General features: G+C 47.3%; 11 protein-coding genes. 1 reads left to right on the top strand and 10 read right to left on the bottom strand.

Going from position 1 to position 13,367, the window contains the following annotated elements:
- Nucleotides 1–45: 45 nt before the first annotated feature.
- Genes hemL through hemA form a run of 6 tightly spaced genes read right to left on the bottom strand, consistent with a single transcriptional unit; the run spans nucleotide 46 to nucleotide 6,295 of the window.
- Nucleotides 46–1,335, bottom strand: a complete 1,290-nt coding sequence (gene hemL, locus ACH32G_RS11170) for a glutamate-1-semialdehyde 2,1-aminomutase (RefSeq protein WP_198697963.1) — start codon at nucleotides 1,333–1,335, stop codon at nucleotides 46–48.
- 28 nt (nucleotides 1,336–1,363) lie between these two features.
- Nucleotides 1,364–2,338, bottom strand: coding sequence for a porphobilinogen synthase (hemB, locus tag ACH32G_RS11165; RefSeq protein WP_415273204.1), 975 nt, complete (start codon nucleotides 2,336–2,338; stop codon nucleotides 1,364–1,366).
- A gap of 2 nt (nucleotides 2,339–2,340) precedes the next feature.
- On the bottom strand, nucleotides 2,341–3,123 hold the full coding sequence (locus ACH32G_RS11160; RefSeq protein WP_269774704.1) for a uroporphyrinogen-III synthase: 783 nt from the start codon (nucleotides 3,121–3,123) through the stop codon (nucleotides 2,341–2,343).
- Nucleotides 3,113–4,054, bottom strand: coding sequence for a hydroxymethylbilane synthase (hemC, locus tag ACH32G_RS11155; RefSeq protein WP_366971324.1), 942 nt, complete (start codon nucleotides 4,052–4,054; stop codon nucleotides 3,113–3,115). Before hemC ends, ACH32G_RS11160 begins: the two co-directional genes overlap by 11 nt.
- Before the next feature lie 35 nt (nucleotides 4,055–4,089).
- Nucleotides 4,090–4,920 (bottom strand): cytochrome c biogenesis protein, encoded by an 831-nt coding sequence (locus ACH32G_RS11150; protein WP_060964634.1) that lies wholly within the window; start codon nucleotides 4,918–4,920, stop codon nucleotides 4,090–4,092.
- 7 nt (nucleotides 4,921–4,927) lie between these two features.
- Nucleotides 4,928–6,295 carry a glutamyl-tRNA reductase gene (gene hemA / locus ACH32G_RS11145; protein ID WP_060964633.1) on the bottom strand — a complete coding sequence of 456 codons (1,368 nt, stop codon included), beginning with the start codon at nucleotides 6,293–6,295 and terminating at the stop codon, nucleotides 4,928–4,930.
- A gap of 196 nt (nucleotides 6,296–6,491) precedes the next feature.
- Between hemA and ACH32G_RS11140 the strand changes: the two genes are divergently transcribed.
- Complete coding sequence (locus ACH32G_RS11140; protein WP_045926469.1) at nucleotides 6,492–6,983, top strand: hypothetical protein; 492 nt, start codon at nucleotides 6,492–6,494, stop codon at nucleotides 6,981–6,983.
- A gap of 32 nt (nucleotides 6,984–7,015) precedes the next feature.
- Here the strand turns inward: ACH32G_RS11140 and yihA are convergent, their stop codons facing one another.
- From yihA to clpX, 4 genes are all read right to left on the bottom strand, one after another.
- Entirely contained in the window at nucleotides 7,016–7,603 is a 588-nt protein-coding gene (yihA, locus tag ACH32G_RS11135; RefSeq protein ID WP_016938764.1) for a ribosome biogenesis GTP-binding protein YihA/YsxC, read from the bottom strand.
- Entirely contained in the window at nucleotides 7,600–9,924 is a 2,325-nt protein-coding gene (gene lon, locus ACH32G_RS11130; protein WP_016938763.1) for an endopeptidase La, read from the bottom strand. The genes yihA and lon overlap by 4 nt, the downstream gene beginning before the upstream one ends.
- A gap of 198 nt (nucleotides 9,925–10,122) precedes the next feature.
- Entirely contained in the window at nucleotides 10,123–11,781 is a 1,659-nt protein-coding gene (gene lonB, locus ACH32G_RS11125; protein ID WP_047475531.1) for an ATP-dependent protease LonB, read from the bottom strand.
- Between the two features lie 148 nt (nucleotides 11,782–11,929).
- A complete protein-coding gene (gene clpX, locus ACH32G_RS11120; RefSeq protein ID WP_016938761.1) occupies nucleotides 11,930–13,192 on the bottom strand; it encodes an ATP-dependent protease ATP-binding subunit ClpX in 1,263 nt (420 codons plus the stop codon).
- Nucleotides 13,193–13,367 lie beyond the last annotated feature (175 nt).

Here is a 13,367-nt window from a genome sequence, read left to right as displayed (position 1 = left end):
TTGAAAAAAGCCGATACAAGACTTGCTTGCATCGGCTTTTCGGTATCAGCGGCTGATCGTCTGGAACACTTTCTCAGCGGCTTGAATGGTTTTTTCGATATCCTCCATTGTATGCGCAGTGGAGAGAAACAATCCTTCAAATTGAGACGGCGGCAGAAATACACCTGCGTCAGCCATCCCTTTATAATATTTGGCGAACAGCTTTAAATCAGATGATTTGGCTGTTTCATAGTTAATGACAGGCTCGTTTGTGAAAAAGAATCCGATCATTGAACCCGCACGGTTAAACGTGTGCGGAATCCCATGTGCTTCAGCGGCTTTTGAAATGCCTTCTTCAAGCATATCGCCTTTTTTCACAAATTCTTGATAAGATTCAGGTGTGAGCTGCTGTAACGTCTCAAGTCCCGCTGTCATGGCAAGCGGATTTCCTGACAAGGTTCCCGCTTGGTAGATCGGACCGCTCGGAGCGATTCTTTCCATGATTTCGGCTTTGCCGCCATACGCACCGACAGGAAGACCGCCGCCGATGACTTTGCCGAGACACGTTAAATCAGGCGTCACGCCGAAATATCCTTGCGCACAGTTATAGTCCACGCGAAAACCGGTCATAACCTCATCAAAAATGAGCAGCGCGCCATATTGTTCCGTAATGTCACGAAGCCCTTGTAAAAACCCTTCCTGCGGCGGAACAACGCCCATATTGCCGGCTACCGGCTCAACAATGACTCCGGCGATATCTTCACCGTACTCCCGGAATGCGAGTGCAACGCTTTCCAAGTCGTTGTACGGAACGGTAATCGTATTCATCGCAATCCCTTCAGGTACGCCCGGGCTGTCCGGAAGACCGAGTGTCGCCACTCCGGATCCCGCTTTGATCAGCAGTGAATCACCGTGGCCGTGGTAACAGCCTTCGAATTTTAAAATTTTGTTGCGGCCGGTATATCCTCTTGCCAGACGAAGGGCGCTCATTGTCGCCTCTGTGCCGGAGCTGACCATCCGCACGATTTCAACAGACGGCACACGGTCAATGACCAATTTGGCCAGTTCGTTTTCCACTTCAGTGGATGCCCCGAAACTTGTCCCGTTTTCCGCTACTTTTTTCAGGCTTTCAACGACGCGGTCATTGGTGTGGCCCAAAATGAGCGGCCCCCAGCTCAGCACATAGTCAATATATTCATTGCCGTCAATATCAAAAATTTTCGATCCTTTGCCGCGCTGCATAAAAATCGGATCCATATCAACTGATTTAAACGCGCGCACCGGACTGTTCACTCCGCCCGGCATCAGTTTCTGCGCTTCTTTAAAAGCGGCTTTTGATTTTTCATAGCTTCTCATCTGCCTCAGCTCCCGTCAAATGAAATCGTTACTCAGCAAGCCATTTTGCTGCATCTTTTGCATGATACGTCATAATCAGATCAGCGCCTGCACGTTTCATGCTCGTTAAAATTTCAAGCACCATTTCTTTTTCTTTAATCCAGCCGTTCTGGGCTGCAGCTTTCACCATGGAATACTCCCCGCTCACATTATAAGCGACCAGCGGCAGGCGATGGCGGTTTTTCACATCACGCATAATATCTAAGTATGACATAGACGGTTTGACGATTAAAAAGTCAGCGCCTTCTGCGGCGTCTGATTCTGCCTCACGAAGCGCTTCCAGGCGGTTGGCCGGATCCATCTGATAAGTTTTTCGGTCGCCGAACTGCGGTGTGCTGTCAGCCGCGTCGCGGAACGGACCGTAAAATTCACTTGAATATTTCACTGCATAAGACATGATCGGAATATTTGTGAACCCTTCTTTGTCAAGCGCTTCTCTGATTACTGTGACGAAACCGTCCATCATATTTGAAGGAGCGATGATGTCAGCGCCTGCTTTGGCTTGGCTGACGGCTGTCTGAGCCAGCAGTTCAAGCGACTCGTCATTGAGGATTTCTCCGTCTTTGACGACACCGCAATGGCCGTGGTCCGTGTATTCGCAGAGGCATGTATCAGCGATGACGATCATTTCAGGATAATGCTTTTTAATTTCAGCAATCCCTTTTTGCACAATGCCGTGATCGTGAAAAGCCTGTGTTCCGCAGGCATCTTTTTCTTCAGGCACGCCGAAAACGATGACCGATTTAATGCCGAGTGATATCAGCTCAGCCATCTCATCCTTCAATAAATCAAGGGATACATGGTAAACCCCCGGCATGGAAGAAACTTCTTTTTTTCCTTCAAGCCCTTCAACGACAAATAGAGGGTAAATAAAATCTGAAGGGTGAAGACGTGTTTCTCTTACTAAATCTCTCATCGCAGCGTTCGCGCGCAAACGGCGGTGTCTGTTAAATGTTTGATTCATCATTATCTATCCTTTCCCGACATGCTGCACATGACGTCCAGCATGCCTTCAATCGTATAAGTGTCAGGCACATGGGATGAGATCCCGTATTCCAATAGCGCTTTCTCTGTCAAAGGGCCGATGCTGATATAGCTCGCGCCGCTGTTTTTCCACGCTTTTTCTCCGTTTCCGACCGCATGCATAAACGTATGCACCGCCGATGAACTGGTAAATGTAATAAAATCAAAATGAGAGCGGGATGCAGCCTGTCTCAGCTCGTCCATGCCTTGTTCATCCTGAATGGTATTGTACAATACCCATTCCCTTATTTGATAGCCAAGCGGCTCAAGCTCCGCTTTTATGACATCACGTGATAAATTGCCCTTTATCACTGAAATGGGTTCGGCAGCTGATGCGTGCCGTTTTAATGTATCAGCCAGACATTCGGCCACATACTCGTCAGGCATCGCATCCGTCCCGGCTCCCCGCTCTTTCAAGGCGCGCGCAGTCTTTTCACCGACAGCTGCGATTTTTTTCCGTCCGGAAAGCGCAAGACCGTGCCGATCAAGGTAGGAAAAAAAGAACCGGACGCCGTTTACGCTTGTAAACACAAGCCATCCCGGCTCAGAAAGGTCTTCCCGGAGACTGTCCGCGCATTCATCCGGGAGCGCTTCCTGAAAAGCGATCAGCGAAGCGGAAACAGCCGTTCCGCCGAGCGCCTCCACTTTTTTTCGAAACGGAGCGGCCTGTCTTTTGTTCCGGGTGACAAGCACGGTCTTTCCTTGTAAAGGAAGGTCATTTGCCATCCTGATCGAGCTCCTGTTTCACGCTGTCGATTAAGGCTTTGGCTCCTTTTTCAGACATCATCGCCGCACAGCGTTTCCCGATTTCTTCCGGATCATGTCCCGCCGCTGTTTCTTTATAAATCGTCTTTCCGTCCGGAGACGCAACCAGACCGACCAGCTCAACTTCATCCCTGTCATTGACGGACGCATACCCGGCAATCGGCACCTGGCAGCCGCCTTCCATCGCGTGTAAGAAAGCCCGTTCGGCTGCCACCGTGCGCTGCGTATACTCATCGGTGAATTGCGCAAACAGCTTCAAAAGCTCCTCATCCGACTCTCTGCATTCAATGGCAAGAGCGCCTTGGCCGACCGCAGGCAGACAGCGGTCCGGTTCGAGGAATTCAGATACGACGTCGTCTTTCCAGCCCATTCTTGAAAGACCCGCAGCAGCTAAAATAATCGCATCGTAATCCTCCGTCTCAAGCTTTTGAAGTCTCGTATCTATGTTTCCTCTGATCCACTTAATAGTAAGATCAGGACGCTCAGCAAGAATCTGGGCGCTTCTTCTTAAACTGCTGGTGCCGATAATGCCGCCTTCTTTTATGTCCTCCAGCTTTTGATGCCCCTTCGAAATCAGCGCATCACGCGGATCCTCGCGTTTCGGTATGCAGCCGATGACAAGACCCTCAGGCAAAACAGCGGGCATATCTTTCATGCTGTGGACCGCCATATCAATCTCCTGATGCAGCAGCGCCTGTTCAATCTCTTTGACAAACAAACCTTTGCCGCCCACTTTTGACAGTGTGACATCGAGGATGCGGTCGCCTTTTGTGACAATCTCCCGGATTTCAAAGTTATAGGAAGGATTCAATTCCTTCAGTTTGTTAATCACCCATTTTGTTTGGGTCATAGCCAGCTTGCTCCGTCTGGAACCTACCTTAATCGTTCTCATTTTCTTTCCTCCCGAATCTGTTTGGGCGCGTGACGTTAACTGAACCAATGGAATTGCGACAGGCTTCCGAGCAGGAAGTAATTAATCATCAGCACAAGAAAACATGCTGAATTCCATAACGCCGCCACTTTTCCCTGCAGTTCCTTAATCATTCTGATATATAAATAGTAGCTGTATAAAAGCAGCACAATAAACGAGCCGAGCACTTTTGAATCAAACCAGTACAGCGTTTCCAGAGACACATACGCCCAGATCACGCCTAATATCAGGCTTAACAGCAGCATCGGGACCCCGATGACATTTAAAACGTAAGCCATATAATCAAGTTTTGACAAATCTTCAATTCTCAACAGCCATTTTCCCCATTTTTTCTTCTTTAATAAAGAATATTGAAACTGATAAAGAAGCGAAAAGACAAAAGAAAGGGAAAATGCGCCGTATGAGAGAATCGCCATTGTAATATGAATGACCAAAAGCTCTGAGACCAGCTGGCCGGAAAAGGCGGCCGAATGCTGATCCGTCGGTGAAAATGTATGGATCGCAATCATCGAGAAACCGATGACATTCGTGAAAAACACGATAAAATCAACCCGCAGGATCTGCGTGACAACAAGTGAGAGCGTGACAAGCACCCACGCATAAAAGTAAAGGGCCTCTGTAATATTTAAGACCGGAAATCTGCCCGTCTGCCACATAAAATAAGAAAGATAGACGGTTTGCAGAGTCCAGACAATAGAAAGCAACCAGAAGGCCATTTTCCCAGCCTTCCGGTTGTGTTGAAGAAAATCTATAAAGTAAAAAAGGACGCTTATTGCGTAAATCACAATTGTCGCTTCATTAAGCCTTGCCATTGCTGTATCAATCATACAGCGCTCACTCACTTACAAGCGGACGCAAGCCCGTTTTTGTTTCTGCCTTTTGAAGCGAATGAACCGTCTGGCGGTTATCCAGGCTTTTGTCCAGCTGACGTCCTGCTTCATCCTCAATATCGAAAATCTGCATAAACAGCTTCAGCTTTTCCTCAGAATCCGCTTCAGCCGCAAGCTCTTTCGCTTTCAGAATCGGATCGCGCAGCATTTGGTTAATGATGCTCTTCGTATGTTTGCTGAGAAGCTTTTTCTCTCTTACCGTCAGATGAGGCAGCTTGCGCTCAATGCTCTGCATCGTATCGGACTGGATAGACAGCGCCTTTTCACGAAGCGCCGAAATGACCGGCACAACGCCGAGCGTATTAAGCCACTGCTTAAACTCAACAATTGCCGCTTCAATGAACAGCTCGACTTTTTCAGCGGTTTCACGGCGTTCTTGTAAGTTGGCTTCAACGATTCCTTCAAGGTCGTCAATATCGTACAGAAAAACACCTTCAAGATCGTTCAGCGCAGGGTCAAGGTCTCTCGGAACAGCGATATCCACCATAAATAACGGGCGGCCCTTCCGCTGTCTGCCCGCTCTCTCCATCATATCTTTAGACACGACAAAATCACTTGCGCCTGTCGAGCTGATTAAAATATCAGCTTCAGCAAGTGCATGTTCAAGCTGGTTTAAGCTGCGCGCTTCTCCGGAAAAACGGTCAGCAAGTTCTTTTGCCTTTAAAAACGTTCTGTTGATGACCGTTACTTTCCCTATGCCCTGGCCGTGCAGGTTTTCTGCGGCAAGCTCGCCCATTTTTCCCGCACCGAGAATCAAAATGTGCTTATTTGACAGAGAGCCGAAGATTTTTTTCGCGAGTTCAACGGCCGCGTAACTGACGGATACGGCATTGGCGCCGATATCGGTTTCAGCATGCGTGCGTTTACCGACGGTCACTGCCTGTTTAAACAGCTCATTGAAAATGGTGCCGATTGTCTTTTCTGTCTGCGCTGTTTTAAAGCTCGAACGGACCTGGCCGAGGATTTGCGTTTCTCCGATGACCATGGAATCCAAACCGCACGCCACTCGGAATAAATGCTCAATCGCCGCGTCGCTCTCATAAAATTTCAGAAACGGAGACAGCTCTTCTTTCGGCAGAGAAAACCATTCGGATAAAAATGTCTTTATATAATAACGGCCGGTATGAAGCTGGTCGACCACCGCATAAATTTCAGTGCGGTTGCAGGTTGACACGATAATGTTTTCAAGAACGCTTTTTTCTTCTTTTAAACGGAGCATCGCTTCTGCAAGCTCATCCGGCTGAAAACTTATTTTTTCGCGTATTTCAATAGGGGCGGATTTATAATCTACTCCCACAACAAGAATATGCATAGCCTTTCATGCACCCCCGTACATCGCATTTTATTTATAATCATTCTAACATAGAATTTATTATTTATAATGATTATAACATAGTTTCTTCGTGAAAATGTGAACAGATTTCAAACATGTTATGCTATAGTATAAAAAGCTTCGTTTCCTCTGTAATCATCATACTAAAAATCCTTTACTGCGGGTAGGTGACAGGATGAAAAAAACATCAATTTTATTACCGGGACTTCTGCTTGCCGCTTCATTATTCGCTTGGCTTCAGAGCGGACAGGTTCACCTGTTTGCAAATCAGGGAGAATGGCCGGTGCTCCTTATGCTTTTAGGCGCCGTACTCTTGTATCAGGGCAAAAAGGAAGCGGCGGGATCTCACGTCCTAATCGGCATGCTTTTGTTCGGTATAGGTTTGCATTTTTTCGCCAAACCTGAACTCTCATGGTGGCCGGGAGATTTTGAAATGCTGCTCTTTATATTCGGGTTCTCCTTATTTGCGGCTGCCAGAAAAGAATATGTATACGAAGCGGCTGCCATGATTGGTTTTTCCCTCTTTTTATACTTCTTTAAACAAATTACGGCGTGGCTGGAGTCCGTCCACATTCCGACCGAACATTTCAAAACATACTGGCCGTATGTTTTCATCGGAATCAGCCTTTTATTATTGTTTATCAAGCGGAACAAAACTATACGATAAAACCCAAAACGCACTGCGTTTTGGGTTTTTCATTACCGGCTGATCATTTTTTTAATGGCTCCCCATGCCTCATCTTTTCCTTTTTTTGTTTCAGAGGAAAATAAAATGAGTTCATCTTCAGGGTCCATATCAAGCGTCTGCTTGACAACCTTTAAGTGTTTGTCCCATTTTCCTTTTGGAATTTTATCCGCTTTTGTCGCAATGACGATGACGGGAATGCCGTAATACTTCAGGAATTCATACATGTTGACGTCTTCAGCAGACGGCGCGTGTCTGAGGTCGACAATCTGCACGCAGGCTTTCAGCTCTTCACGGGTCGTCATATAAGTTTCAATCATTCTCCCCCATGCTTCCCGCTCGCTTTTGGAAACTTTCGCAAACCCGTACCCGGGAACGTCGACAAAATGCAATTCATCATTGATGATGTAAAAGTTTAAGGTCTGTGTTTTCCCCGGTTTTGATGACGTTCTGGCCAGGTTTTTCCGATTGATTAATGAATTGATAAAAGATGACTTTCCTACATTTGATCTTCCCGCCAGCGCGATTTCCGGAAGCCCCCCAACAGGGTACTGCTCAGGTTTGACCGCGCTGATCACGATTTCTGACTTTGTGACTTTCATTTCTTCTCTCCTACTAAGGCATGTTCCAAAACGTCATCGAGATGAGACACAAATATAAATTTCAGCCCTTCTCTGACGCTTTCAGGAATATCCTCTATATCTTTTTCGTTATCTTTAGGCGCAATAATCGTGGTCAGGCCCGCTCTGTGCGCGCCGAGCGCCTTTTCTTTCAGTCCGCCGATCGGAAGCACGCGGCCCCGCAGCGTGATTTCCCCGGTCATACCGACTTCGCGTTTTACCGCACGGTCCGTTAATGCCGATACGAGCGCAGTAGCCATCGTAATTCCCGCAGAAGGGCCGTCTTTCGGCACCGCTCCTTCAGGGACATGGATATGAATGTCATACTTCTCATGGAATTTCGGGTCGATTCCGAGCTGCTCCGTTTTCGAGCGGACATAACTGAAAGCGGCCTGCGCGGATTCCCTCATGACATCTCCGAGCTTCCCGGTCAGAATCAGCTTTCCTTTTCCCGGTGACAGTGACACTTCGATTGAAAGCGTATCTCCGCCGACCGTCGTGTACGCCAGACCCGTGACAACTCCGACTTGATCCTCGGTTTCCGCCTGTCCGTATCTGAATATCCGTTTTCCGAGATAGTCGGCCAGATTTTTCTCTGTAACGGTAATACGTTTTCTCTCTTCAGAAACAATGGCCTTTGCAGCCTTTCGGCAAATGGCGGCAATCTGGCGTTCAAGCGTTCTCACGCCGGCTTCCCTCGTATAGTAGCGGATGATGTCAGTAATGGCCTGATCCCGAATCTGCAGGCTGCTCTTTGTGAGCCCGTGCTCTTTAATCTGTTTCGGAAGCAGGTGATCCTTTACGATCTCCAGCTTTTCGTTCTCAGTATAACCTGACAGGCTGATAATCTCCATTCTGTCTCTGAGAGGGCCCGGTATGGAACCTAGGTTATTCGCAGTCGCGATAAAAAGCACTTTCGATAAATCGAACGTCTCTTCAATATAGTGGTCGCTGAATGTGCTGTTTTGTTCCGGATCCAGCACCTCAAGCATCGCCGAAGACGGATCGCCTCTGAAATCAGATGACATTTTATCAATCTCATCGAGGAGAAAGACCGGATTTTGTTTGCCGGCTTTTTTCATTCCTTGGATAATCCGGCCCGGCATCGCTCCGACGTATGTACGCCGGTGGCCGCGGATTTCAGATTCATCGCGCACTCCGCCCAGTGAAATTCTCACAAACCGGCGTCCCATGCTCGTACTGATTGATTTTGCAAGAGATGTTTTTCCGACTCCCGGCGGTCCGGCCAGACAAAGAATCGGCCCTTTCAGCGTTTTCGTCAGCTGTTTCACGGCCAGATACTCCAGAATCCGTTCTTTCACTTTCTCTAAACCGTGATGCTCTTTGTCTAAGATTTCCCCGGCTTTTTTAATATCCAGTTTATCTTCTGTTTCGTCCGACCACGGCAGGGCGATGAGCCAGTCAATATAGTTGCGGATAACAGAGCTTTCCGCTGAGCTTGACGGCACTTTTTCGTAACGGCTCAATTCCTTAAGCGCCGTTTCTTTGACACGCTCAGGCATGCCCGCTTCTTCTATCTTTTCCGTGAGCGACTGAACTTCGCCGGTTTTACCTTCTTTGTCGCCAAGTTCCTTTTGAATGGCTTTCATCTGTTCACGCAAGTAGTATTCTTTTTGGGTGCGCTCCATCGAACGTTTGACTCGCTGACCGATTTTTTTCTCAATCTCCAGCACTTCTTTTTCATTATTAATCGAACGGATGACCTTATTCAGACGTTCTTTAATATCCGCCGTTTCTAAAATGTCCTGCTTGTCCTTTAATTTCAGCGGGAGATGAGAAGCGACGATATCCGCCATTCTGCCGGGCTCTTCAATATCAGTCACAGCCGCATACGTTTCTGCGGAGATTTTTTTAGAAATTTTTATGTACTGGTCAAAATGGTCCAGCAGCGTCCGCATAAGCGCCTCATCTTCGACGTCTTTCGAATCGTCCTCATGCATCAGCTGTATATCGACCGAAGTATAATCTTCTAGTTCGGTGTATTCAAGGATCTGCGCCCGCTGAATACCTTCTACAAGCACTCTGATCGTACCGTTGGGCAGCTTCAGCATCTGTTTGATTTTTGTATAAGTGCCGACGGTGAAAATGTCGTCTTCACCCGGTTCGTCTATCGAAATATCCTGCTGAGTGGCTAAAAAAATCATATGATCATGCATCATTGCCTGTTCAAGAGCCTGAACCGACTTGTCCCGGCCTACATCTAAATGTAAAACCATCGTCGGGTATACCAATAAACCTCTTAAAGGGAGGAGCGGGATGCTGCGTTTTGTATCTTCTGCCATATGACTGACACCTCCGTGACTTTAGTATGAACCATTATAATACATCTTTTTCATCGTTGTACAATTCCGGGATCGGGCTTTCATCGGCTTACCGCCTGCCCAGTATATAAAACAGTCTCTTCGTAGTATACCCTTTCTTTCTGTTCTGAAAAAGGAAAAGATGTCCTCCATAAAAAAACCCCATTATAAAAATGGGGTTTATACGGATTCTTTATTCATTTGGATATCAAACGGTTTTTGTTCTGAAGGCGGATCAACCAATATGGCGTCAAGTACTTCCTGGAACGTTTTTACCGCTTTAATGGTGATTCCGTCTATTCGTTTCAGAATGGACTGCTGATTTTCGTAAGGAATAATGACGGTTTTAGCTCCAGCCTGTTTCGCGGCTTTAATTTTCGGAATGACGCCGCCGATCGGTTTGACAAGGCCCGTCAGGCTGATCTCTCCCGTCATCGCCACCGTATGGTCGATAGGGATGCGGTGAATCGCGGAAAAAATCCCCGCGGCCATCGCGATACCCGCTGACGGTCCGTCAATCGGGCCTCCGCCCGGAAAATTGACATGAATGTCATAGTCCGAAGGTTTGATGCCCATTGTGCGGAGAACCGTCAGAACGTTTTCCACCGATCCCTTCGCCATGCTTTTGCGGCGGATCGACTTCGATTGGCTGCCGATGCTCTCTTCCTCTGCAATCCCCGTAATATTCAGGCTTCCTTTGTCCTGTGCAGGCGTGACATTCACTTCGATTTCCAGCAATGCGCCGCTGTTCGGTCCGTATACGGCAAGTCCGTTCACGATGCCGACTTGCGGTTCATCGGCGATTTTCTGCTCGTTTTTAGGTGTGAGCTGACTGGAATGAACAACCCATTCTATATCTTCTGTCGTAATTTCTTTTCTGTCTTCGGTTACCGCCATGCCGGCAGCAATCTGGATCATATTGACGGCTTCACGGCCGTTTCTCGTATATGCGGTCAGTACATCGAGAGCCTCATCAGAAATCTCTTTCTGAATTTTGTCGGCCGCTTTTTTCGCTACGGTTTTAAGCTCATCCTTTTCCAGCTCACGGAAAAACACTTCAAGGCAGCGCGAACGGATGGCCGGCGGAATTTCAGTCGGCATTCTCGTCGTCGCTCCGATCAAGCGGAAATCCGCGGGAAGCCCGTTTTGAAAAATATCATGAATATGATTCGGGATTTGCGTATTTTCCTCACTGTAATACGCACTGTCTAAAAAGACTTTCCGATCTTCAAGCACCTTCAGCATTTTATTCATCTGAATCGGGTGAAGCTCACCGATTTCATCAATAAATAGGACGCCGCCGTGCGCATGAGTCACAGCCCCCTGCTTCGGCTGCGGAATGCCCGCCTGACCCATCGCTCCCGCTCCCTGATAAATCGGATCATGCACCGAACCGATAAGCGGATCGGCAATACCCCGTTCATCAAATCGCGCGGTCGTCGCATCAAGCTCAACAAAAACGGCCTGATTTTGAAATGGTGACTGTTTATGCTTTTTCGCTTCTTCCAATACCAGACGCGCCGCAGCCGTTTTGCCGACTCCGGGAGGCCCGTAAATAATCACGTGCTGCGGATTCGGACCGCAAAGCGCAGCTTTTAACGCTTTAATCCCATCCTCCTGGCCGACAATATCCTGAAAGCTTTTCGGCCGCACCTTTTCTGATAAAGGTTCTGATAAACTGATGGCGCGCATTTTGCGAAGCTGTTCCATTTCTTTTTTTGATTCTTTATCTATCGTCACTTTTTGTGTACGCTGGTTTTTGAGCAGATTCCAAAAATATAATCCGATGACTATCCCGAAAAACAGCTGTACAAATAATGCGATCCCTGTCCAACTCATGCTGGTCCCTCCTGAAAACGATTTATGTATCCAATTCATTCCTCTGTCCGCTAGTATCTCCCAGCAAAGCCCGGAATAAACATTTTCAGAAGGGTCAGGACAAGAAAAAAAACCTCCTGATCAATTCGAGTCAGGAGGTTTTGTCATGTTATGCTGATGTTTTATCTTGGCCGACAACTGTGCCGTCTTTTAATACAAGACGAGGCGCTTCACCGTCTGCGACTGTCGATCCGGTAATGACACATTTTTCAATATCATCACGAGACGGCAGATCAAACATAACGTCAAGCATGATGCCTTCAATGATAGAACGCAGGCCGCGTGCGCCTGTTTTACGCTCGATCGCTTTTTTCGCAATTTCAGATAATGCCTCGCCTTCAAATTCAAGCTCGACATCATCAAGTTCTAACATTTTCTTGTATTGTTTGACGAGTGCGTTTTTAGGTTTAGTCAGAATTTCAACCAGTGCCGTTTCGTCAAGCTGCTCAAGGCTTGCAATGACAGGAAGACGGCCGATGAATTCAGGAATCAGACCGAAACGAAGCAAGTCTTCCGGAAGAACTTTAGAAAGCAGTTCTTCTTTTTCCAGGTCTGCCGCTTTATTATCTGAGCCGAAACCGATGACTTTTTGTCCGAGACGGCGTTTGATGATTTGTTCAATGCCGTCAAATGCACCGCCGCAAATGAACAGAATGTTCGTCGTATCGATCTGAATGAATTCCTGATGAGGATGTTTGCGTCCTCCTTGGGGCGGCACGCTTGCAACCGTTCCTTCAAGAATTTTCAGCAGCGCCTGCTGAACGCCTTCGCCTGATACGTCGCGTGTAATGGACGGGTTTTCAGATTTTCGCGCTACTTTATCGATTTCATCGATGTAAATAATGCCTTTTTCTGCTTTTTCCACATCATAGTCTGCAGCCTGAATCAGCTTGAGGAGGATGTTTTCTACGTCCTCACCGACATATCCGGCTTCAGTCAGAGATGTAGCGTCCGCGATCGCAAACGGAACGTTCAGAATACGCGCAAGCGTCTGGGCAAGAAGTGTTTTCCCGCTTCCAGTCGGCCCGATTAATGAAATATTACTTTTAGAAAGCTCGACATCATCCACTTTACTGTTGGAGTTGATGCGTTTGTAATGGTTGTATACCGCAACCGCAAGTGATTTCTTCGCCTGATCCTGTCCGATGACATATTCATTCAGAATCTCACGGATTTCCTGCGGCTTCGGAACGTCTTTAAATTCGACTTCTTCTTCTGTACCAAGCTCTTCCTCTACGATTTCTGTACAGAGCTCGATGCATTCGTCGCATATATATACACCCGGTCCTGCAACCAGCTTACGAACCTGATCTTGCGTTTTTCCGCAGAACGAGCATTTTAATTGTCCTTTTTCCTCGTTGAATTTAAACATTCTTTCACCCCTTAATCTTGTCTCACTTTTTCTTTTACCTGAAGGGCAAAAGAAAACGGTTCTTGCTACGATCGAGTATGTATTGCATTTTACCATACTTTCCAGTAAGACGGTAACAATGTGTTTCGCGCTTGCACATTCTATATGTATGACAAAAAACAGCCCGGCAATGACT

The organism is Bacillus sp. CIS52, from assembly GCF_053545315.1.
Note: the sequence above shows the minus strand (reverse complement) of the source record. Positions and strands in the feature narration are given on the sequence as shown.

Coding starts and splice junctions, on each gene's coding strand:
- lonB (WP_047475531.1), bottom strand. CDS start 11,781: ATGAGTTGGACAGGGATCGCATTATTTGTACAGCTGTTTTTCGGGATA.
- hemL (WP_198697963.1), bottom strand. CDS start 1,335: ATGAGAAGCTATGAAAAATCAAAAGCCGCTTTTAAAGAAGCGCAGAAA.
- ACH32G_RS11140 (WP_045926469.1), top strand. CDS start 6,492: ATGAAAAAAACATCAATTTTATTACCGGGACTTCTGCTTGCCGCTTCA.
- hemB (WP_415273204.1), bottom strand. CDS start 2,338: ATGAATCAAACATTTAACAGACACCGCCGTTTGCGCGCGAACGCTGCG.
- hemA (WP_060964633.1), bottom strand. CDS start 6,295: ATGCATATTCTTGTTGTGGGAGTAGATTATAAATCCGCCCCTATTGAA.
- ACH32G_RS11150 (WP_060964634.1), bottom strand. CDS start 4,920: ATGATTGATACAGCAATGGCAAGGCTTAATGAAGCGACAATTGTGATT.
- lon (WP_016938763.1), bottom strand. CDS start 9,924: ATGGCAGAAGATACAAAACGCAGCATCCCGCTCCTCCCTTTAAGAGGT.
- hemC (WP_366971324.1), bottom strand. CDS start 4,054: ATGAGAACGATTAAGGTAGGTTCCAGACGGAGCAAGCTGGCTATGACC.
- clpX (WP_016938761.1), bottom strand. CDS start 13,192: ATGTTTAAATTCAACGAGGAAAAAGGACAATTAAAATGCTCGTTCTGC.
- ACH32G_RS11160 (WP_269774704.1), bottom strand. CDS start 3,123: ATGGCAAATGACCTTCCTTTACAAGGAAAGACCGTGCTTGTCACCCGG.
- yihA (WP_016938764.1), bottom strand. CDS start 7,603: ATGAAAGTCACAAAGTCAGAAATCGTGATCAGCGCGGTCAAACCTGAG.